Origin of the sequence: Streptomyces sp. NPDC001137, assembly GCF_040298885.1 — a bacterium.
In the GTDB taxonomy this organism is placed as follows: Bacteria; Actinomycetota; Actinomycetes; order Streptomycetales; family Streptomycetaceae; genus Streptomyces.
On the sequence record NZ_JBEPBA010000001.1, the window covers coordinates 517,667 to 538,596 of the forward strand.

Annotated in this window: 21 protein-coding genes and 1 pseudogene; 5 read left to right on the forward strand and 17 right to left on the reverse strand. The window is 69.3% G+C overall.

Translation table 11 applies throughout. The features are described 5' to 3' along the window. Nucleotides 1–12 precede the first annotated feature (12 nt). From nuoK to ABT254_RS02485, 11 genes are read right to left on the reverse strand one after another with little or no spacing between them, the layout of a single operon-like run. Complete coding sequence (nuoK, locus tag ABT254_RS02435) at nt 13–312, reverse strand: NADH-quinone oxidoreductase subunit NuoK (RefSeq protein ID WP_020130147.1); 300 nt, start codon at nt 310–312, stop codon at nt 13–15. Beyond that, the gene (locus ABT254_RS02440; RefSeq protein ID WP_351462601.1) at nt 309–1,151 is read right to left on the reverse strand and encodes an NADH-quinone oxidoreductase subunit J; all 843 of its coding nucleotides are present in this window, start codon (nt 1,149–1,151) and stop codon (nt 309–311) included. The genes nuoK and ABT254_RS02440 overlap by 4 nt, the downstream gene beginning before the upstream one ends. Beyond that, complete coding sequence (gene nuoI, locus ABT254_RS02445) at nt 1,148–1,789, reverse strand: NADH-quinone oxidoreductase subunit NuoI (protein WP_351462603.1); 642 nt, start codon at nt 1,787–1,789, stop codon at nt 1,148–1,150. The genes ABT254_RS02440 and nuoI overlap by 4 nt, the downstream gene beginning before the upstream one ends. Further along, nucleotides 1,782–3,146 carry an NADH-quinone oxidoreductase subunit NuoH gene (gene nuoH / locus ABT254_RS02450; protein WP_351462605.1) on the reverse strand — a complete coding sequence of 455 codons (1,365 nt, stop codon included), beginning with the start codon at nt 3,144–3,146 and terminating at the stop codon, nt 1,782–1,784. Before nuoH ends, nuoI begins: the two co-directional genes overlap by 8 nt. Further along, a complete protein-coding gene (locus ABT254_RS02455) occupies nt 3,143–5,647 on the reverse strand; it encodes an NADH-quinone oxidoreductase subunit G (RefSeq protein ID WP_351462607.1) in 2,505 nt (834 codons plus the stop codon). The genes nuoH and ABT254_RS02455 overlap by 4 nt, the downstream gene beginning before the upstream one ends. Beyond that, on the reverse strand, nt 5,644–6,996 hold the full coding sequence (gene nuoF / locus ABT254_RS02460; protein ID WP_351462609.1) for an NADH-quinone oxidoreductase subunit NuoF: 1,353 nt from the start codon (nt 6,994–6,996) through the stop codon (nt 5,644–5,646). Before nuoF ends, ABT254_RS02455 begins: the two co-directional genes overlap by 4 nt. Continuing rightward, nucleotides 6,993–7,868, reverse strand: a complete 876-nt coding sequence (gene nuoE / locus ABT254_RS02465) for an NADH-quinone oxidoreductase subunit NuoE (RefSeq protein WP_351462611.1) — start codon at nt 7,866–7,868, stop codon at nt 6,993–6,995. The genes nuoF and nuoE overlap by 4 nt, the downstream gene beginning before the upstream one ends. Then, complete coding sequence (locus ABT254_RS02470) at nt 7,865–9,187, reverse strand: NADH-quinone oxidoreductase subunit D (protein WP_351462612.1); 1,323 nt, start codon at nt 9,185–9,187, stop codon at nt 7,865–7,867. The genes nuoE and ABT254_RS02470 overlap by 4 nt, the downstream gene beginning before the upstream one ends. After that, on the reverse strand, nt 9,184–9,927 hold the full coding sequence (locus ABT254_RS02475; protein ID WP_351462614.1) for an NADH-quinone oxidoreductase subunit C: 744 nt from the start codon (nt 9,925–9,927) through the stop codon (nt 9,184–9,186). Before ABT254_RS02475 ends, ABT254_RS02470 begins: the two co-directional genes overlap by 4 nt. Beyond that, nucleotides 9,924–10,478 carry a NuoB/complex I 20 kDa subunit family protein gene (locus ABT254_RS02480; protein ID WP_007383964.1) on the reverse strand — a complete coding sequence of 185 codons (555 nt, stop codon included), beginning with the start codon at nt 10,476–10,478 and terminating at the stop codon, nt 9,924–9,926. Before ABT254_RS02480 ends, ABT254_RS02475 begins: the two co-directional genes overlap by 4 nt. Before the next feature lie 13 nt (nt 10,479–10,491). Beyond that, complete coding sequence (locus ABT254_RS02485) at nt 10,492–10,851, reverse strand: NADH-quinone oxidoreductase subunit A (RefSeq protein WP_003992243.1); 360 nt, start codon at nt 10,849–10,851, stop codon at nt 10,492–10,494. A 767-nt stretch (nt 10,852–11,618) separates the two neighbouring features. Here ABT254_RS02485 and ABT254_RS02490 point away from each other — a divergent pair. Beyond that, nucleotides 11,619–12,410, forward strand: coding sequence for a C40 family peptidase (locus ABT254_RS02490; RefSeq protein WP_351462616.1), 792 nt, complete (start codon nt 11,619–11,621; stop codon nt 12,408–12,410). A gap of 401 nt (nt 12,411–12,811) precedes the next feature. Continuing rightward, nucleotides 12,812–13,041, forward strand: a pseudogene (locus ABT254_RS02495) (peptide deformylase); the annotation flags it as partial. Nucleotides 13,042–13,047: 6 nt separating this feature from the next. Here the strand turns inward: ABT254_RS02495 and ABT254_RS02500 are convergent. Further along, nucleotides 13,048–14,364 carry a geranylgeranyl reductase family protein gene (locus ABT254_RS02500; protein WP_099930699.1) on the reverse strand — a complete coding sequence of 439 codons (1,317 nt, stop codon included), beginning with the start codon at nt 14,362–14,364 and terminating at the stop codon, nt 13,048–13,050. A gap of 100 nt (nt 14,365–14,464) precedes the next feature. Here ABT254_RS02500 and ABT254_RS02505 point away from each other — a divergent pair, with 100 nt between their 5' ends. Both ABT254_RS02505 and ABT254_RS02510 read left to right on the forward strand, forming a co-directional pair. After that, on the forward strand, nt 14,465–14,980 hold the full coding sequence (locus ABT254_RS02505) for a GNAT family N-acetyltransferase (RefSeq protein ID WP_351462618.1): 516 nt from the start codon (nt 14,465–14,467) through the stop codon (nt 14,978–14,980). Nucleotides 14,981–15,073: 93 nt separating this feature from the next. Beyond that, nucleotides 15,074–15,409 carry a PASTA domain-containing protein gene (locus tag ABT254_RS02510; protein ID WP_351462620.1) on the forward strand — a complete coding sequence of 112 codons (336 nt, stop codon included), beginning with the start codon at nt 15,074–15,076 and terminating at the stop codon, nt 15,407–15,409. A gap of 3 nt (nt 15,410–15,412) precedes the next feature. On the opposite strand, the gene ABT254_RS02515 is transcribed toward ABT254_RS02510, so the two are convergent. From ABT254_RS02515 to ABT254_RS02535, 5 genes are all read right to left on the reverse strand, one after another. Continuing rightward, on the reverse strand, nt 15,413–16,105 hold the full coding sequence (locus ABT254_RS02515; RefSeq protein WP_351462622.1) for a demethylmenaquinone methyltransferase: 693 nt from the start codon (nt 16,103–16,105) through the stop codon (nt 15,413–15,415). A 112-nt stretch (nt 16,106–16,217) separates the two neighbouring features. Beyond that, nucleotides 16,218–16,664, reverse strand: coding sequence for an imidazolonepropionase-like domain-containing protein (locus tag ABT254_RS02520; RefSeq protein WP_351462624.1), 447 nt, complete (start codon nt 16,662–16,664; stop codon nt 16,218–16,220). 7 nt (nt 16,665–16,671) lie between these two features. Then, complete coding sequence (gene mqnC / locus ABT254_RS02525; RefSeq protein ID WP_115906557.1) at nt 16,672–17,871, reverse strand: cyclic dehypoxanthinyl futalosine synthase; 1,200 nt, start codon at nt 17,869–17,871, stop codon at nt 16,672–16,674. A 49-nt stretch (nt 17,872–17,920) separates the two neighbouring features. Further along, nucleotides 17,921–18,547, reverse strand: a complete 627-nt coding sequence (locus tag ABT254_RS02530; protein ID WP_351462626.1) for a prepilin peptidase — start codon at nt 18,545–18,547, stop codon at nt 17,921–17,923. A gap of 43 nt (nt 18,548–18,590) precedes the next feature. Beyond that, nucleotides 18,591–19,004 (reverse strand): SsgA family sporulation/cell division regulator, encoded by a 414-nt coding sequence (locus ABT254_RS02535; protein ID WP_351462628.1) that lies wholly within the window; start codon nt 19,002–19,004, stop codon nt 18,591–18,593. A 239-nt stretch (nt 19,005–19,243) separates the two neighbouring features. On the opposite strand from ABT254_RS02535, the gene ABT254_RS02540 reads away from it, so the two are divergent. Continuing rightward, the gene (locus tag ABT254_RS02540; RefSeq protein WP_351462630.1) at nt 19,244–20,887 is read left to right on the forward strand and encodes a sigma-70 family RNA polymerase sigma factor; all 1,644 of its coding nucleotides are present in this window, start codon (nt 19,244–19,246) and stop codon (nt 20,885–20,887) included. Nucleotides 20,888–20,930: the final 43 nt, after the last annotated feature.

The following is a 20,930-nucleotide window of genomic DNA, read 5'->3' on the forward strand; positions in this document are numbered from 1 at the left end:
TTCAGCGACCCCTCAGAGCTTCATCAGGCTGGCGTCGTCGACCGAGGCCGAGTGGCGGGAACGGAACAGGGACACGATGATCGCGAGCCCGACCACGACCTCCGCGGCGGCGACGACCATCGTGAAGAAGGCGATGATCTGGCCGTCGAGATTGCCGTGCATCCGGGAGAAGGTGACGAACGCGAGGTTGCAGGCGTTGAGCATGAGCTCGATGCACATGAACACGACGATCGCGTTGCGCCTGATCAGTACGCCGGTGGCGCCGATCGTGAACAACAGGGCGGCGAGATACAGGTAGTTGACTGGGTTCACTTCGACGCCTCCTCGGCCCGCTTGAGGTTCGCCGGATCGATCGCGGTCCGCTCCAGGCGCTCCTCCGCGCGCTGCTCCAGCGCCCGCAGGTCGTTGAGCGCCTCCGCCGAGACGTCACGGATCTGGCCGCGTTCACGCAGCGTCTTGCTGACCGTGAGCTCGGACGGGGTGCCGTCGGGCAGCAGGCCCGCGATGTCCACCGCGTTGTGCCGGGCGTACACGCCGGGCGCCGGCAGCGGCGGTACGTACTTGCCTTCCCGGACGCGCTGTTCGGACAGCTCGCGCTGGGTCTTGGCGCGCTCCGTGCGCTCGCGGTGCGTGAGCACCATGGCGCCCACGGCGGCCGTGATCAGCAGGGCGCCGGTGATTTCGAAGGCGAAGACGTACTTGGTGAAGATGAGGGCCGCGAGGCCCTCCACATTGCCGTTCGCGTTCGCCTCGCCCAGGCCGTTGAAGTCCTTGAGGGAGGCGTTGCCGATCCCGGCGAGCAGCAGGATGCCGAAGCCGAGCCCGCACAGAAGGGCCAGCCAGCGCTGGCCCTTGATGGTCTCCTTCAGGGAGTCCGCGGCCGTCACGCCGACGAGCATCACCACGAAGAGGAACAGCATCATGATTGCGCCCGTGTAGACGACGATCTGCACGATGCCCAGGAAGTAGGCGCCGTTGGCGAGGTAGAAGACCGCCAGGATGATCATGGTGCCTGCCAGCGACAGCGCACTGTGCACGGCCCTCTTCATGAAGACGGTGGCCAGGGCGCCGATCACGGCGACGGTGCCGAGGACCCAGAACTGGAAGGCCTCTCCGGTGGAGGTGGAGTAGGCGGCGAGTTGCGCGCTCATCGGCCGATCACCTTCTCCGAGGCGGGCTCTTCCTCGCCGAAGGTCGAGGCGGCCTCCTGGACGACCTCGCCCTTGGAGTGGGCCGCCTGGCGCTCGGTGCCGGGCGCGGCCTCGGTGACGAGCCCCCGGTAGTAGTCCTGCTCGTCCATCCCCGGGTAGATGGCGTGCGGGGTGTCGACCATGCCCTCTTCGAGGCCGGCGAGCAGCTGCTCCTTGGTGTAGATGAGGTTGGCGCGGCTGCTGTCCGCCAGTTCGAACTCGTTGGTCATCGTGAGCGCCCGCGTGGGACACGCCTCGATGCACAGGCCGCACAGGATGCAGCGGGCGTAGTTGATCTGGTACACGCGCCCGTACCGCTCGCCCGGCGAGTAGCGCTCCTCGTCCGTGTTGTCGGCGCCCTCCACATAGATGGCGTCGGCGGGGCAGGCCCAGGCGCACAGCTCGCAGCCCACGCACTTCTCCAGGCCGTCCGGATGGCGGTTGAGCTGGTGCCGTCCGTGGAACCGGGGGGCGGTGGTCTTCTGCTGCTCCGGGTACTGCTCGGTCAGCCGCTTCTTGAACATGGCCTTGAAGGTCACGCCGAAGCCTGCGACGGGGTTCATGAAACCGGGCTTGGTCTCCTTGGGCTCCTCAGCCATCGGACGCCTCCTTTCCATCCGAAGATCCGTCACTGGCAGTATCCGACCCACCACTGACAATCAGCTCTCGCTCGCGGCGCGGACTGCGCCTCGGCACCGGCGGCAACTCCTGTCCCGGCAGCGGCGGTACGGGGAACCCGCCCGCCATCGGGTCGAATCCGGCGGCCTGTTCGGCAGGCTGCTCGGCCTTCCCGGCCTTGTCGCGGAAGATGTCGGCGACGAAGGACAGAAGCAGCAGGGCGAGGACGCCGCCGCCGATGTAGAGGGCGATGTCGGCGAAGTCGTAGTTCTCGTTCCTGAGAGCCCGGACGGTCGCGACCAGCATCAGCCAGACCACGGAGACCGGGATGAGGACCTTCCAGCCGAGCTTCATCAGCTGGTCGTAGCGGACCCGTGGGAGCGTGCCGCGCAGCCAGATGAAGAGGAACAGCAGCAGCTGCACCTTGATCACGAACCAGAGCAGCGGCCACCAGCCGTGGTTGGCGCCCTCCCAGAAGGTGCTGATCGGCCAGGGGGCGCGCCAGCCACCGAGGAAGAGGGTGGTCGACACGGCCGAGACCGTCACCATGTTGACGTACTCGGCGAGCATGAACATCGCGAACTTGATCGACGAGTACTCGGTGTTGAAGCCGCCGACCAGGTCGCCCTCGGACTCCGGCATGTCGAAGGGCGCGCGGTTGGTCTCGCCCACCATCGTGACGATGTAGAGGATGAAGGAGACCGGCAGCAGGACGATGTACCAGCGGTCGTGCTGCTGCTCGACGATCGTCGACGTCGACATCGACCCCGAGTAGAGGAACACGGAGGCGAAGGCGGCGCCCATGGCGATCTCGTACGAGATCATCTGTGCGCAGGAGCGCAGACCGCCGAGGAGCGGATAGGTGGATCCGGAACTCCAGCCCGCCAGCACGATGCCGTAGATGCCGACCGAGGCGACCGCGAGGATGTACAGCATCGCGATCGGCAGGTCGGTCAGCTGCATCGCCGTACGGTGGCCGAAGATCGAGATCTCGTTGCCGGCCGGGCCGAAGGGGATCACCGCGATCGCCATGAAGGCCGGGATGGCCGCGATGATCGGCGCGAGGACGTAGACGACCTTGTCCGCGCGTTTGACGATGACGTCTTCCTTCAGCATCAGCTTGATGCCGTCGGCGAGCGACTGGAGCATGCCCCAGGGGCCGTGCCGGTTCGGGCCGATGCGCAGCTGCATCCAGGCGACGACCTTGCGCTCCCAGACGATGGAGAACAGCACGGTCACCATCAGGAAGGCGAAGCAGAAGACCGCCTTGATGACGACCAGCCACCAGGGGTCGCGGCCGAACATCGAGAGGTCTTCAGCGGCGAGGTACGGGCTCATGCCTCCACCTCCTCGGGGGCCGCGCCGACGAGCGTCGCCGGGCCGATACGGACGAGAGCGCCGGGCAGCGCCCCGGTGTCGGAGGCGACGCCCCCGCCTGCGGAGTTCAGCGGGAGCCAGACCACCCGGTCGGGCATCTCAGCGATCCGCAGCGGCAGTTCGACCACTCCGGAGGGACCGGTCACCGCGAGGGTGTCGCCGTCCTTGACGCCCGCCTCGGCGGCGGTCGCGGCCGACACGCGCGCGTGGGCGGCGTGCCGGGTTCCGGCGAGCGCTTCGTCGCCCTCCTGGAGGAGCCCCTGGTCGAGCAGGAGCCGATGGCCGGCCAGTACGGCTTCCCCGGCGGCGGGCCGCGGCAACTGGGCGGCGGTCTCCAGGGGTTCCGTGGCCCGGGGGCCGTCCCACGGACCGAGCCGGTCGATCTCCGCGCGTACGGTGCGCAGATCCGGCAGACCCAGGTGGACATCCATGGCGTCGGCCAGCATCTGCAGCACGCGCGCGTCGGTGGGCGCGGGGCGGCGGGTCATCTGGTCCGGCTTGATCGCGGCCTCGAAGAACCGCACCCGGCCTTCCCAGTTGAGGAAGGTCCCGGCCTTCTCGGCGACCGCGGCGACGGGAAGGACGACATCGGCGCGTTCGGTGACCTCACTGGGGCGCAGCTCCAGGGACACCACGAAGCCGGCCTCCTGCAGCGCTTCACGCGCGCGTGCCGGGTCCGGCAGGTCGGCGACCTCGACACCCGCGACCAGCAGTGCCTGCAGCTCGCCGGTGGCCGCGGCCTCGACGATCTGGCTGGTGTCGCGGCCGTAGCGGTGCGGAAGTTCGGCGAGGCCCCAGGCCGCGGCGACCTCCTCACGGGCGCGTGGATCGGTGGCCGGGCGGCCGCCCGGCAGCAACGACGGCAGCGCGCCCGCCTCCAGGGCACCGCGCTCACCGGCCCGCCGCGGGATCCACACCAGCCGGGCACCGGTCGCGGAGGCGGCCCGTACGGCTGCGGTCAGTCCGCCCGCCACGGCGGCCAGCCGCTCGCCGACGACGATCACCGCGCCCTCGGCGCGCAGCGCCTCGGCCGCCCTGGCCCCGTCGTCCTCCAGCCCGACCCCGCTCGCGAGTGCGTCCAGCCACTCGGTCTCGGTACCCGGGGCGGCCGGCAGCAGCGTGCCCCCGGCCTTCTCCAGACCGCGCGTGGCGTGCGTGGCGAGCGAGAACACCTGCTGGCCGTGCCTGCGCCAGGCCTTGCGCAGCCGCAGGAAGACGCCGGGCGCCTCCTCCTCGGCCTCGAACCCGACCAGCAGAACGGCGGGCGCCTTCTCCAGAGAGGTGTACGTGACGCCCGTACCGTCGAGATCACGTCCGCGTCCGGCGATCTTCGCGGCGAGGAAGTCGGCTTCCTCGCTGCCGTGCACGCGCGCGCGGAAGTCGATGTCGTTCGTGTCGAGGGCCACGCGCGCGAACTTGCTGTACGCGTAGGCGTCCTCGACGGTGAGGCGGCCGCCGGTCAGGACGCCGGTCCTGCCGCGGGAGGCGAGCAGTCCCTGCGCCGCGATCTGCAGCGCCTCCGGCCAGGAGGCCGGTTCGAGGTCGCCCTCCGCGTTCCGTACGAGGGGTGTCTGGAGCCGGTCCCGCTGCTGTGCGTAACGGAACCCGAAGCGCCCCTTGTCGCAGATCCACTCCTCGTTGACCTCGGGGTCGTTGGCGGCGAGCCGCCGCATGACCTTGCCGCGCCGGTGGTCGGTGCGGGTGGCGCAGCCGCCGGAGCAGTGCTCGCACACGCTCGGCGAGGACACCAGGTCGAAGGGGCGGGAGCGGAAGCGGTAGGCCGCCGAGGTGAGCGCGCCGACCGGGCAGATCTGGATGGTGTTGCCGGAGAAGTACGACTCGAAGGGGTCGCCCTCACCGGTGCCGACCTGCTGCAGCGCGCCCCGCTCGACCAGCTCGATCATCGGGTCGCCCGCGATCTGGTTGGAGAAGCGGGTGCACCGGGCGCACAGCACGCACCGCTCACGGTCGAGCAGCACCTGCGTGGAGATCGGCACGGGCTTCTCGTACGTGCGCTTCTTGCCCTCGAAGCGGGACTCGGCCTGCCCGTGGGACATCGCCTGGTTCTGCAGGGGGCACTCGCCGCCCTTGTCGCAGACCGGGCAGTCCAGCGGGTGGTTGATGAGGAGGAGCTCCATCACACCGTGCTGGGCCTTCTCGGCGACCGGCGAGGTGAGGTGGGTCTTCACCACCATGCCGTCCGTGCACGTGATGGTGCAGGACGCCATCGGCTTGCGCTGGCCCTCGACCTCGACGATGCACTGGCGGCAGGCACCGGCCGGGTCGAGGAGGGGGTGGTCGCAGAACCGGGGGATCTCGATGCCGAGCTGCTCGGCGGCCCGGATGACCAGGGTGCCCTTGGGCACGCTGATCTCGGCGCCGTCGATCGTCAGCGAGACGAGATCCTCCGGCGGGACCGCCGCCTCTCCCCCGCCGGAGGGAGCGTTGGTGGTCACGGTCATGCGTTCACCTCCGTGCGGGAGTCGGCCCAGGCCGTCGACTTGGCCGGGTCGAAGGGGCAGCCGCGGCCCGTGATGTGCTGCTCGTACTCCTCGCGGAAGTACTTCAGCGAGGAGAAGATCGGCGAGGCGGCGCCGTCGCCGAGGGCGCAGAACGACTTGCCGTTGATGTTGTCGGCGATGTCGTTCAGCTTGTCGAGGTCGGACATCACGCCCTTGCCGGCCTCGATGTCGCGCAGCAACTGCACGAGCCAGTACGTCCCTTCACGGCACGGTGTGCACTTGCCGCAGGACTCGTGGGCGTAGAACTCGGTCCAGCGGGTGACGGCGCGTACCACGCAGGTCGTCTCGTCGAAGCACTGCAGGGCCTTGGTGCCGAGCATGGAACCGGCGGCGCCCACTCCCTCGTAGTCGAGGGGTACGTCGAGGTGCTCGTCGGTGAACATCGGCGTCGAAGAGCCGCCCGGCGTCCAGAACTTGAGGCGGTGGCCCGGCCGCATGCCGCCGCTCATCTCGAGCAGCTGGCGGAGCGTGATGCCGAGCGGGGCCTCGTACTGGCCGGGGCTGGCGACATGGCCGCTGAGCGAGTAGAGCGTGAAGCCGGGGGACTTCTCGCTGCCCATCGACCGGAACCATTCTTTGCCCCGGTGCAGAATCGCGGGAACCGACGCGATCGACTCGACGTTGTTCACAACAGTCGGGCACGCATAGAGGCCCGCCACAGCGGGGAAGGGGGGACGGAGCCGCGGTTGACCCCGGCGGCCTTCGAGCGAGTCGAGCAGTGCGGTCTCCTCACCGCAGATGTACGCGCCGGCGCCGGCGTGCACGGTGAGCTGGAGGTTCAGCCCGCTGCCCAGGATGTTCTCGCCGAGGTAGCCGGCCTCGTAGGCCTCGCGCACGGCCTCGTGCAACCGCCGCAGAACGGGGACGACTTCACCACGCAGATAGATGAAGGCATGCGAAGACCTGATGGCATAACACGCGATGACAATGCCCTCGATGAGGCTGTGCGGGTTCGCGAAGAGGAGCGGGATGTCCTTGCAGGTTCCCGGCTCCGATTCGTCGGCGTTGACAACTAGATAGTGCGGCTTTCCATCTCCCTGGGGAATGAACTGCCATTTCATTCCCGTGGGGAATCCCGCGCCGCCGCGGCCGCGCAGCCCGGAGTCCTTGACGTACGCGATCAGGTCGTCCGGGGACATCGCGAGCGCCTTGCGGAGCCCCTCGTATCCCTCGTGCCTTCGGTAGACGTCCAGAGTCCAGGACCGGTCCTCGTCCCAGAAGGCCGACAGCACGGGTGCGAGCAGCTTCTCGGGACTGTTGTTCCTGAGTTCGGGTGCCAAGGTCATCACTCCCCCTCCTCGGCGGCAGGCCCTGCCGGGTGGGCCGGGTCGGAGGCCGACGTGTCCTGTGGCGCATCGTGTGAGCTGAGGTGCTCGGTCGGCGACGGCTCGTGCACTGCGCTGTCCTGCGGCTCGTCCTCGTGCGGGCCGCCGTCCCGCGGATGGACCACGCGCGCGGGTGCGGCCTCTCCCCTTGCCAGGCGAAGGCCCACCAGCGACGCCGGTCCCGCACTGCCGCTCTCCTCGACGGCCCCTGGCCGCTCGTCGGGGAAGCCGGCCAGAATCCGCGCGGTGTCCTTGAAGGTGCACAGGCGCGCCCCGCGCGTGGGCTCGACGTCCCGTCCCGCGCGCAGGTCGTCGACGAGGCGCTTGGCGCTGGCCGGGGTCTGGTTGTCGAAGAACTCCCAGTTGACCATCACCACCGGCGCGAAGTCGCAGGCCGCGTTGCACTCGATGTGCTCCAGGGTGACCTTGCCGTCGTCGGTGGTCTCACCGTTGCCGACGCCGAGGTGCTCCTGGAGCTCCTCGAAGATCGCGTCACCGCCCATCACCGCACACAGGGTGTTGGTGCAGACGCCCACCTGGTAGTCACCGCTCGGCTTGCGCCGGTACATCGTGTAGAAGGTGGCGACGGCGGTGACCTCGGCCGTGGTCAGGTTCAGCACGTCCGCGCAGAACTGCATCCCGGTGCGCGTGACATGGCCCTCCTCCGACTGCACGAGATGCAGCAACGGCAGGAGCGCGGACCGGGAGTCGGGGTAGCGGGCGATCACCTCGCGCGCGTCCGCCTCGAGCCGGGCCCGGACGTCGTCCGGGTAGGCGGGCGCGGGCAGTTCGGGCATGCCCAGGCTGACGCCCCGCTCCGAAGAACTGGTGGTCACCGGTCGACGCCTCCCATCACGGGGTCGATGGACGCGACGGCGACGATGACGTCGGCGACCTGGCCGCCCTCGCACATCGCCGCCATGGCCTGCAGGTTGGTGAAGGACGGGTCACGGAAGTGGACCCGGAAGGGGCGGGTGCCTCCGTCGGACACGGCGTGCACCCCGAGTTCGCCCTTGGGCGACTCGACGGCCGCGTACGCCTGTCCCGGCGGGACGCGGAAGCCCTCGGTGACCAGCTTGAAGTGGTGGATCAGGGCCTCCATGGAGGTGCCCATGATCTTCTTGATGTGGTCGAGGGAGTTGCCGAGCCCGTCCGGTCCCAGGGCGAGCTGGGCGGGCCAGGCGATCTTCTTGTCGGCGACCATGACCGGTCCGGGCTGCAGCCGGTCCAGGCACTGCTCGACGATCCTGAGCGACTGGCGCATCTCCTCCAGGCGGATCAGGAAGCGCCCGTAGGAGTCGCAGGTGTCGGCGGTCGGGACGTCGAAGTCGTACGTCTCGTAGTCGCAGTACGGCTGCGTCTTGCGCAGGTCGTGCGGGAGGCCGGTGGAGCGCAGGATCGGGCCGGTGGCGCCGAGGGCCATGCAGCCGGCCAGGTCGAGGTAGCCGACGTCCTGCATACGGGCCTTGAAGATGGGGTTCCCGGTGGCGAGCTTGTCGTACTCCGGGAGGTTCTTCTTCATCTTCTTCACGAACTCGCGGATGTGGTCCACCGCGCCGGGCGGCAGGTCCTGCGCGAGTCCACCGGGGCGGATGTACGCGTGGTTCATCCTGAGGCCCGTGATGAGCTCGTAGATGTCGAGAATCATTTCACGATCACGGAATCCGTAGATCATGATCGTGGTGGCGCCCAGTTCCATACCGCCGGTGGCGATGCACACCAGGTGCGAGGAGAGCCGGTTCAGCTCCATCAGGAGCACCCGGATGATCTTGGCCCGCTCGGTGATCTGGTCCTCGATGCCGAGGAGCTTCTCGACGGCGAGGCAGTAGGCGGTCTCGTTGAAGAAGGACGTCAGGTAGTCCATGCGCGTCACGAACGTGGTGCCCTGCGTCCAAGTGCGGAACTCGAGGTTCTTCTCGATGCCGGTGTGCAGGTAGCCGATGCCGCAGCGGGCCTCGGTGACCGTCTCGCCCTCGATCTCCAGGATCAGACGGAGCACTCCATGGGTGGAGGGGTGCTGGGGCCCCATGTTGACGACGATGCGCTCGTCGTCGGCGCGGGCCGCCGACTGGACGACCTCGTCCCAGTCGCCACCGGTGACCGTATATACGGTGCCTTCAGTGGTCTCGCGAGGAGAGGCTTGCGAAGTGCTCACGAGTACGACCTCCGCTGGTCCGGAGCCGGGATCTGGGCGCCCTTGTACTCGACGGGGATGCCGCCGAGGGGGTAGTCCTTGCGCTGCGGATGGCCCTGCCAGTCGTCCGGCATCATGATCCGCGTCAGGGCCGGGTGACCGTCGAAGACGATCCCGAAGAAGTCATAGGTCTCGCGCTCGTGCCAGTCGTTCGTCGGGTACACCGACACCAGCGACGGGATCTTCGGGTCGGCGTCCGGGGCGCTGACTTCGAGGCGGATCAGCCGGTTGTGGGTGATCGACCGCAGGTGGTAGACGGCGTGCAGCTCGCGGCCCTTGTCGTGCGGGTAGTGGACCCCGCTGACGCCGGTACAGAGCTCGAAGCGCAGGGCCGGGTCGTCGCGCAGGGTGCGGGCGACGCGCAGCAGGTGCTCGCGTTCGATGTGGAAGGTGAGTTCGCCGCGGTCGACGACCGTCTTCTCGATCGCGTTGTCCGGGAGGAGGCCTTGCTCCTCCAGGGCGCCTTCCAGTTCGTCGGCGACCTCGTCGAACCATCCGCCGTAGGGGCGGGCCGCCGGTCCCGGGAGACGGACCGAGCGGACCAGGCCTCCGTAGCCGGAGGTGTCGCCGCCGTTGTTGGCGCCGAACATGCCGCGCTGGACGCGGATCTCCTCACCGCCCTCGCCGCGCATGCCCGGGAGGTTGGAGGCGCCGAGATCCTTCTCCGGGTTGACCCCGTTGGTGCCGTTCGCGTCGCTCACCGCAAAAGCCCCTTCATCTCGATCGTGGGCAGGGCCTTGAGCGCCGCTTCCTCCGCCTCGCGGGCCGCTTCCTCGGCGTTCACGCCGAGCTTGGAGGACTGGATCTTCTGGTGCAGCTTGAGGATGGCGTCCATCAGCATCTCGGGCCGTGGCGGGCAGCCGGGCAGATAGATGTCGACCGGCACGATGTGGTCGACGCCCTGGACGATCGCGTAGTTGTTGAACATGCCGCCCGAGGAGGCGCAGACCCCCATGGAGATCACCCACTTGGGGTTCGGCATCTGGTCGTAGACCTGGCGCAGCACCGGCGCCATCTTCTGGCTCACGCGGCCGGCCACGATCATCAGGTCCGCCTGGCGGGGCGAACCGCGGAAGACCTCCATGCCGAAGCGCGCCAGGTCGTAGCGGCCGGCGCCGGTGGTCATCATCTCGATGGCACAGCAGGCGAGGCCGAACGTGGCCGGGAAGACGGACGCCTTGCGCACCCAGCCCGCGGCCTGCTCGACGGTGGTCAGCAGGAATCCGCTCGGCAGCTTTTCTTCGAGTCCCATGTGTTAAGGCCCCTCAGTCCCATTCCAGGCCGCCGCGCCGCCATACGTACGCGTACGCGACGAAGACGGTGAGCACGAAGAGCAGCATCTCCACGAGCCCGAAAATCCCCAGGGCGTCGAAGGTGACGGCCCAGGGGTAGAGGAAGACGATCTCGATGTCGAAGACGATGAAGAGCATCGCCGTCAGGTAGTACTTGATGGGGAAGCGCCCGCCGCCGGCCGGCGTGGGGGTCGGCTCGATTCCGCACTCGTAGGCCTCGAGCTTGGCCCGGTTGTACCGCTTCGGACCGATCAGCGTGGCCATGACCACGGAGAAGATCGCAAAGCCTGCCCCGAGGGCTCCCAGTACGAGGATGGGCGCATACGCGTTCACCGCTCCTCGCTCCTCTCAGTCGGCACTGACTGCTGGCGATGGCATCGGACTCACACCGACCTCATACGTCTCTCCAACCCCGCGCGTCCCGGCGAAGATCGAGAACATGTGAAGCAGGTCACAAGCCCAACTGCCTCGCATCTTATGCCCGCCGCTCTGTGATCTGCGACACGGGGTATTACACAACCTTTGTGATCTCCACCACCTGATGAAGGATCATGAAGTCGGATGAGCGGTGATCTTCGTACGCGAAGCGTCCAAGTGATCACCAGAGGTGACATTTTCGCTCGTCCGCGCAGCTCGGGAGGGGCGTCTCAATATCAAGAGACTTCCCTTGCATGCAAATTGGTCTTGGACGAGATGTCCTGATAATGCGCCCCGTTCACACATCAGAGGGAGGTGTGCGGTGCGGTGTGGACGCGTGCACGCATTCACGAGCGGGAGCCCTGTCGTGACCCGGGCGCAATCTGGTCGTGATCTTCGCGCGAGACGCGCACATTGCCGTGACCGTTGCGTGACCTCCGCCACACCATGAGAGGCGCCTGAGAACGGGGCTTGGCCACCTGCGCCAACCAATGGTAGGCGCGGGGCAATTCGGGCGTAATCATGAAACGCCGTGATCACAGGCCTGATGGGACGCGTCCGCAATGTCCGTTACGGCGTCAATAAAGAGCGAGCCGCCCGGAATTCGGGCCGACGGCTGAACAACTGTGGCGCACCACACGTTTCTTGAAGGTATGGAGGAGCCCCTGATACCCGTTGTTCTCATGTCCCACACCGCTCACATACGCAGCCACCGGAAGCCCCGCCGCAGCGCGACGACGAGTCTCGCGGTGCGCGCCGGAGTTGCCGGTGGCGTCCTCAGCATGGCTGCCGCGGGCGCGTCGGCCTCGGCGAGCGCCGCCGAGACCACGCAGACCCTGCAACTGCCCACCCTGACGGCCGATCTGGCCACTCAGGTCGCCCAGTCCGCGGACGCCACGCAGCAGGCAGCCGCGAACTACGAGCTGCAGGCCGAGCGTGACGCGGCCGCCGCAAAGGCCGCGAAGCAGGCCAAGGCGGACCTCGCGGAGGCGAAGAAGAAGGCCGAGGCCAAGAAGAAGGCCGAGGCCGCCCGCAAGGCCGCTGCCGAGCGGGCCGCCTCCCGCAGCGCGGAGCGGACCACGCTCTCCGCCACGACGAGCACTTCGACGTCCACGGCCACCGGTTCGGCCGCCGCGATCGTCAACTTCGTCAAGGCTCAGGTCGGTAAGGCCTATGTGTCCGGTGCGACTGGTTCGTCCGCTTACGACTGCTCGGGTCTGGTGCAGACCGCTTTCAAGCAGATCGGCATCAGCCTGCCGCGGGTCTCGCAGGACCAGTCGACCGCCGGCACCCAGGTCTCGCTGAGCAACCTGCAGCCGGGCGACATCCTGTACTGGGGCAGCGCGGGCAGCGCGTACCACGTGGCGGTGTACGTCGGCGACGGCATGTTCGTCGGCGCGCAGAACCCGTCCACCGGTGTGGTCGAGAGGCCGCTCTCCTACGACCCGCCGACCGGCGCGGTGCGGGTGCTCTGACGCCCCCCTCCGCAGCACAACCCGTGCTGCACGGACGCACGGAAGGGCCGCAGCCGCTCGGGGGCAGCGGCCCCTCCGTCCTTTCGCCGTCGACCCGCTTCAGGGGTTCCGTTTCCGGCGGCCGGTACGGCTCCCGGATCTCACACGGTTCGGCGTCCGAATTGTCCGCGTCCAGGAGGGCGTTGAGGGCCCGTCGCGCGGACTCGTCGGCGCCTTCCGTCGTCGCCAGGTCGATGTCGGTGTGGACGTAGTCGCCGGCGAGGAAGAAGTTCGGTGCCTTCGTTCGGGCCGCCCAGGTCCGTCACCGCCGGGTCCATGAGCGAGCCGAGACGGTCCTCGTCCGTGAGGGCCGTCTCACCGGCGTCGTTGGGGGGCCGTCCTTCAGCTGGGCCCCACAGCTCCCGGACCGGGCGGTGGTGCGCGGGTGGGACAAGGACGGCGAGCCCCTCAGCATCGAGGGCTCGGGGTGTTTCGGGCGCTGCCCGGCATACGCGCCGACCACTACCACTGCAACGGCCAGGTCTGCCTGGACAGGCTCTCCGAGCGGGAGCGGCAGGACGCCCTCAGGCAAATGGCGGCCCGGCGCGACGAGGTGTTCGCACGCCGAGCCGCCACCGTGGAGGCTCTCAGCAGCTGGTCACGCCTTCGGGGCCACCCTGCTCAGTCCGTTGATGATGCGGTCCATCGCGTCGCCGCCGGTCGGGTCCGTCAGGTTCGCCAGCAGCTTCAGGGTGAACTTCATCAGCATGGGGTGGGTCAGACCGCGCTGGGCCGCGATCTTCATGACCTTCGGGTTGCCGATGAGCTTCACGAAGGCGCGGCCCAGCGTGTAGTAGCCGCCGTAGGTGTCCTTGAGGACACGCGGGTAGCGCTGCAGGGCGAGTTCGCGGCTCGCGGGCGTCGGGCGGGCGTGGGCCTGGACGATGACGTCGGCGGCGATCTGGCCGGACTCCATGGCGTAAGCGATTCCCTCGCCGTTGAAGGGGTTCACCAGGCCGCCGGCGTCGCCGACCAGCAGCAGGCCCTTGGTGTAGTGGGGCTGGCGGTTGAAGGCCATCGGGAGGGCCGCGCCGCGGATCGGGCCGGTCATGTTGTCCGGGGTGTAGCCCCAGTCCTCCGGCATGGAGGCGCACCAGGCCTTCAGGACCTCGCGCCAGTCGAGCTCCTTGAAGGAGTCGGAGGTGTTCAGGACGCCCAGGCCGACGTTGGACGTGCCGTCGCCCATGCCGAAGATCCAGCCGTAGCCGGGGAGCAGGCGGTCCTGGGGGCCCCTGCGGTCCCAGAGTTCCAGCCAGGACTCCAAGTAGTCGTCGTCGTGGCGGGGCGACTCGAAGTACGTACGGACCGCGACGCCCATCGGGCGGTCCTCACGGCGGTGCAGGCCCATCGCCAGCGACAGGCGCGTCGAGTTGCCGTCGGCGGCGACCACGAGCGGGGCATGGAAGGTGACTTCGCGCTTCTCCTCGCCCAGCTTGGCGTGCACGCCGGTGATACGGCCGGTGCGGTCGTCGATGATCGGGGCGCCGACGTTGCAGCGTTCGAAGAGCCGGGCGCCCGCCTTCTGGGCGTTGCGGGCGAGCTGCTCGTCGAAGTCGTCGCGCTTGCGGACGAGGCCGTAGTCCGGGAAGGAGGCGAGATCCGGCCAGTCCAGCTGGAGGCGGACGCCGCCGCCGATGATGCGCAGGCCCTTGTTGCGCAGCCAGCCGGCCTCCTCGGAGACGTCGATGCCCATCGCCACGAGCTGCTTGACCGCGCGCGGAGTCAGGCCGTCGCCGCAGACCTTCTCGCGCGGGAACTCGGTCTTCTCCAGCAGCAGTACGTCGAGGCCGGACTTGGCGAGGTGGTATGCCGTGGTGGAGCCGGCCGGGCCCGCGCCCACGACGATCACATCGGCGGTGTTCTCGGAGAAGGGCTCGGGGGAGGGCTCGGAGTGGGGCTCGGTCACGACGGTCACGGCGGGATCTCCCCAAGTTCGATAAATCTCTGTGCCGAGCGGCACTGGACACAGGCAGTCTATTCAGCAGAATTGATCACCAGGCTGAAGGGCTGCCCTCGTGAACCGAGCTCTCCCCGTAGTACGGCTGCGCGTCCCCACCGACGAGGACGCGGTTGCCTGGCACCGCGTCTTCGACGACCCGGACGTCATGGAGTTCCACGGCGGGAAATCCGCCGACCTCTCCGTCTACGAGGAACTCACCGCCCGGCAGCGCAGACACGACGCGGAACTCGGCTTCTGCCTGTGGACCATGGTCGACGAGTCCGGTCAGGTCATGGGCTTCACCGGCGCCCAGCCGTGGCCGCAGGACTGGGGCCCCAAGGGCGAGATCGAGATCGGCTGGCGGCTCGGGCGGGACTTCTGGGGCAAGGGATATGCCACCGCGGCCGCGCAGATGACCCTGGAACGGCTCAGAGCGGCGGGCGTGCCGAGCGTGGTGGCAATGGTCAGGCCCGGGAACGAGCGGTCCATCGCGGTCACCAGGCGGCTGGGCATGGAGCCGGCGGAGAGCTTCCCGCACCCCCGGTTCCAGGAGGACGCCCTCTGCTTCCGGCTCCGGCTCCACAGCTCGTGACGCACAGTAACCGACTGCTACAGAAAGATACTTGACGCTTCCGGTCGGCGCCCCCGTGCGGTTACCCTTCCAGTACCGCTGGGGGTGACATCTGTGCGAATAACACCCAAAACGCCCGAGGTACGCGTACCACGGCTGGTCGGACTGATGGCCATGGACGCGCGCAGGACGGCGGAGGCGACCGGCCTCTTCCTGAATGCGCCGGACCGGCCCGACTTCCACCAGACCGTGGTCGAGTACGTCGTACGGCAGTATCCGCAGCCCAATGCGGAGGTGCCGCGGGACTCCGTGATCTACGTCTGGTTCGACTTCGGCGAGGGAGAGGGCGGCGGAGGCGTGCGCGAGCCGCGCATCCCGAGGCCCCCCACCGGCGGGCTGCAACGCGAGCTGGACGAGCCGGGCGACCCGTACGTCGTCAGCTCCGCCTGAACGTCAGGCCTTGAAACCGCGGTGCAGGGCCACGACCCCGCCCGTGAGGTTGCGCCACGCCACCTTCGACCAGCCGGCCTTTTGCAGGTGCTCGGCCAGCGCGGGCTGGTCGGGCCAGGCGCGGATGGACTCGGCGAGGTAGACGTAGGCCTCCGGGTTCGAGGAGACCGCGCGGGCCACCGGCGGCAGGGCGCGCATCAGGTACTCGGTGTAGACCGTGCGGAAGGGCGCCCAGGTCGGGTGCGAGAACTCGCAGATCACCACGCGGCCGCCGGGCCTGGTCACCCGGTACATCTCGCGCAGGGCGGCGTCGAAGTCCTGCACGTTGCGCAGCCCGAAGGAGATCGTGACGGCGTCGAAGGTGTCGTCCTTGAACGGCAGCTTCGTCGCGTCGCCCGCGGTCAGCGGCAGCCAGGGGTGCTTCTTCTTGCCCACCTGGAGCATGCCGAGGGAGAAGTCGCAGGGGACGACGTACGCGCCCGCACGGGCGAAGGGCAGCGAGGACGTGGCCGTGCCGGCGGCCAGGTCCAGGATCTTCTGCGCGGGCCGGGCGTCGACCGCCCGGGCCACCTCCTTGCGCCACACCCGGTCCTGGCCGAGCGACAGCACGTCGTTCGTCAGGTCGTACCGTTCCGCCACGTCGTCGAACATCGAGGCGACTTCGTGCGGCTGCTTGTTCAGGGAAGCGCGGGTCACGCCGCCATTCTTGCAGCCCGGCCCGCGGCTCCCGCTCAGGGGAGGACCCTGGGCTTCTTCTTCGCAGCGACGTCCTCCACCCATCCGCACACCACGACGAACACTTTGCGGGCTAACGGCGCCGGTGCACGAGGCGCCCCGCGCACACCGTCGCGAGGCACGCGCCGGTTTCGTCGAACACGGCGAGGTCGGCCCGGCCGGACTCGACCAGGGCCGAAGGCACCGCACCGGACAGTACGAGGACGTCGTTCCGGTCGGCCGCCGCCCGCAGTTCCGGCGAGTCGGCGTGCTGCGCGAGGATCGCCACGGCGCCCGACTTCAGCACGGCGTGGATGCGTTCGCGCGGGCTCGGCGCATCGGGAAGCGGGCCCTCGTGGAGCCGCCCGGGTTCCAGGACGCCCGGCCAACTCCGCACCCGCGCCTGCGGAAACCGCTCCCGCACCTGAGCAAGCGGACCCACCGCGGCGATCCGGTTCCCCTCGACCGCCACGGCTCCGTCCTCGATCGCTTCGACGTCCCGGCCGGTGCGGACCTCGTCCGCCGTGTGAATCGTCAGCACCGGTGCGTCAGTTGGAGGCCAGCAGCTTCAGCTCGGGATGCGCGGTGCCGCCCGCGATCGCCGTGGACGAGATGTGCGACATCACCCGCTCGTCGACGGGGTCGTTCGCCGGGTCGTCATGGACGACGATGTGCTCGTACGTCGTGGTCCGCTGGGCGGGAACGCGCCCGGCCTTCCTGATCAGGTCGATGATCTCGAGCCGGTTGGAGCGGTGCTTGGCGCCGGCCGAGGAGACGACGTTCTCCTCCAGCATGATCGAGCCGAGGTCGTCGGCGCCGTAGTGCAGGGACAGCTGCCCGACCTCCTTGCCGGTGGTCAGCCAGGAACCCTGGATGTGCTGGACGTTGTCCATGAACAGCCGCGCGATGGCGATCATCCGCAGGTACTCGAAGAGCGTGGCCTGGGTGCGGCCCTTCAGGTGGTTGTTCTCGGGCTGGTAGGTGTACGGGATGAAGGCGCGGAAGCCGCCCGTCCGGTCCTGTACGTCACGGATCATCCGCAGGTGCTCGATCCGCTCGGCGTTGGTCTCGCCCGTGCCCATGAGCATGGTGGACGTCGACTCGACCCCCAGGCGGTGCGCGGTCTCCATGATCTCCAGCCAGCGCTCGCCGGACTCCTTGAGCGGCGCGATGGCCTTGCGCGGCCGCTCGGGAAGCAGCTCGGCACCGGCGCCCGCGAAGGAGTCGAGCCCGGCCGCGTGAATACGGGAGATGGCCTCCTCCACGCTCACCTTGGAGATCCGGGCCATGTGCTCGACCTCGCTCGCCCCCAGGCTGTGGATGACGAGCTGCGGGAACTCCTTCTTGATGGCGGCGAAGTGCTTCTCGTAGTACTCGACGCCGTAGTCCGGGTGGTGCCCGCCCTGGAACATGATCTGGGTGCCGCCGAGTTCGACGGTCTCCGCGCAGCGCCGCAGGATGTCGTCCAGATCCCGCGTCCAGCCCTTGGCGGTGTCCTTGGGAGCGGCGTAGAAGGCGCAGAACTTGCACGCCGTGACACACACGTTCGTGTAGTTGATGTTGCGCTCGATGATGTACGTCGCGATGTGCTCGGTGCCGGCGTACTTACGGCGGCGCACGGCGTCGGCGGCGGCGCCCAGCGCATGCAGCGGGGCGTCGCGGTAGAGGTCGAGTGCCTCTTCGGGGGTGATCCGACCACCGGCCGCGGCACGGTCGAGGACGGACTGAAGGTCGGCCTTCTCGGTCACCGGGGCGTCCCTTTCGTCAAGGGTTGTGGACAGACCAGCCCAGCCTACGTCAGGCCGTGTACGCCCCGATCAGCAGCCCGAGAAACGCCCCGCCGAGCAGGAACGGCCCGAACGCGACTGCCTCCTCCCGCCCGGCCCGCCCCGTGACGGCGACCGTGCCCCCGTACAGCGCCCCGAGCAGGAACGCAGCGAGGGTGCCGAGCATGAGCGTGGGCCAGCCGTACCACCCCAGGGCGGCGCCCAGCCCGAGCGCCAGCTTGACGTTCCCCAGGCCCATGCCGTCCGGCTCGATGAGGGACAGCACGAAAAGGAACCCGCCGAGCGCGAGGGCGCCGTACAGCGCCGTCGTCCAGTCACCGGCGTGTTCGGGCAGCGGTGCCACCGCTCCGAGCAGCACGAGGACCGCGCCCGCGAGCGGCAGCGTCAGAGCGTCGGGCAGTCGCCGCAGCCTCAGGTCGACGACCGCCAGCAGCACCCCGACGGGCCCGAGCAGCAGCCAGACACCGAGTTCGAGGCGGGTGCCGGTGGCGGCGGCGAGGGCGGCACAGAGGGACGCGGTGGTGAGGGCGAGGACGCCCGGGCCGCACGACTGCACGGAGAACCGGTGGGCGGCCCGCGGCAGCAACACCCCTGCTGCCGCGCCCCAGAGCGCGGCGACGGCGATCAGCAACTTCATCCGTCCCGGGGGTCGTTGGCCGGCGAAATGGTGCCCCCCAGCCTCACACAGCGCCGAACAGAGAGGCGAGCCCCCGGTCGAGGGCCGGTTCCAGGGGCTCGCCGCCCGGCTCGGTGACCGTGTAGGAGCGGAGCAGGAAGCGGTGCAGGGCGGTGGTTTCGAAGCGGACCGCGGCAATGCCCTGCGGGGCGTGGAGTTCCACGACGGTGTGGGCCGGGCCGTAGGGGCGGAGCCGTACCGTGCCGAGACCCGCGGGGCCGCCCAGGCCCTCCTCCAGGAGGCTGCGGGCGAAGGTCCAGGTCACCTCCTCCTCGTCGAGCGAGATCCAGGCCGGGAAGACGAGATGCACCGCCAGCGGGTCGTCGGAGAGATATCGGAGGGTGACGGGCACCGCCAACTCCTGCTGGTCTGGGGTGAGCAGGTGGGCGCCGGTGGGCTGCTCCAGGGCTATGTACACGAGGGGGCTCCCTTTTCGGGCATCTAGAGCATTTCGAGCATGTCGGGTTCTGCGGCGGCCCGTTGGGCCTGTGCATCTCTTGGGAGCCCCTTCGGGGGGCGGGTATTACGCCGTAACGGAAATCAACTCTCGTGACGTGCGTCACATCGGCAATACGCCGCAACTTTGATTGAACCTTTTGCCATCTAGGCTTACAAATCTTCCTCGCCCTCAGTAGTAGGCAACTGGAGCGTTCCGCCATGTCCGACGGTTCCACTGCAGTGTCCGCACCGGCTTCCGCGTCCCATGCCGCCACGGCTGCGTATGCCCGGATCTATGAGGAACAGCAGCCGCGACTCGTCGCCTACGCCCGCTCGCTCACCCGGAACGCCTGGACCGCCGAAGACCTGGTCGCCGAGGCGCACTTCCGGGTGTGGCGGCGGCTGGCCGCGGGGCACGAGATCGACAACGTGCCGGCGTATCTGATGACGACGGTGCGGCACCTCGCGATCGCCGCGGGGAGCGCGGTGCGCGAGACGCCGCGGGACCCGCACGGCGAGGAGCGGGGCGAGACGGACGCTCATCCGCACACGGACGACCCAGCCGAGCGGGTGTCCTCCGTCGACCTGGTGGTACGGGTGCTGGGGCAGTTGCCCGAGCGGTGGGTGAAGGCGCTGTGGCTGGCCGAGGCGGAGGGACAGCCGCTGGCCGCGATCGGTCCGCAGCTCGGGACCAAGGAGGGCGCCACGGCCGTGCTGTTGCACCGGGCCCGGGAGGGTATGCGGCAGGCGTTCCTGCGGACGCAGACCGGTGCGCCCGACGACCCCGCGTGCCAGGTGTACTGGGCACGGATGCCCGCGTATGTACGGGGTGCGGCCACGGCGAAGCAGTCCGAGCGGCTGCTCGGGCATGTGGACGCGTGCGACGACTGCCGGGCGCGGCTGGCCGCGCTGATGAGCGCCAACGACCGGCTGCCCGCGCTCGTCGGGCCGGCGCTTCTCGTGTTCGCGGTGGGCGGTGCGGGCAAGTTCCTGCTCGCCTTCGCCGCCGGGTCCGCCGGTGCGGCGACGGCGGCCGGCGGGCACGCCGGGCTGCTGCACGGAGTGCGCCAAGCGGCGGTCGGCGGTTCGAAGACGCAGGTGGCGGCGGCTGCCGGGGCGGTCGTGGCGAGCGCCGCCGCGCTCCTGCTCGTCCTCGGCCCGGCCGAATCGGGCCGGATTCCGCACCGGACGCCGGTGGCCGACGCGCCCGTGGCTCACGCCCCGGTGGCCGAGGCGCCGGCGAGGGGCGGCGGGAGTGGGGCACCGAAGAAGGCCGGTGCGTCGACCCGTGCGGCCGGCGTTCCGAGCAGCGAGCGCGTGCACACGACCGACAACGGCAGGCCGGACGACACACCACCGCCCACCAGAACCGCGCCGGAGGCGCCGACCGCGCCCGCACCGAAGGGCACGGATCCGGCTCCCCCGAAGACCCCGGCACCTCCCACCAAGCAGCCCCCGAAGACCCCGGCACCTCCCACCGAACAGCCCCCCAAGACCCCAGCACCTCCGACCAAGCAGCCTCCGAAGACCTCGGCGCCTCCCACCAAGCAGCCTCCGAAGACCCCGGCACCTCCCACCAAGCAACCCCCCAAGACCCCGCCACCTCCGGCCCAGGAGTATCCGGAACCTCCCGGCGAGGACGCGCCGGAAACCCCGGCCGTCCCCTCCTCCCCGCCCGCATCGCAGCCCGAGACCCCGACTCCCGTGGAGCCCGGGCCTGTTGAGGACCCCCAGGACCCGACTCCCAGCCCCGCGGGGACCGAGCCGCCATCCGGGTCCGCGCCCACCGCCCCACCGGTCTCCGCACCTCCGGGGGACGGCTGCGGGAACCAGCACGACAGCGCGGGGCACGGCTCGGAGTAGACCCGCCGCCACCACGGACCCGCCGACGCGACGACCCGCCGTG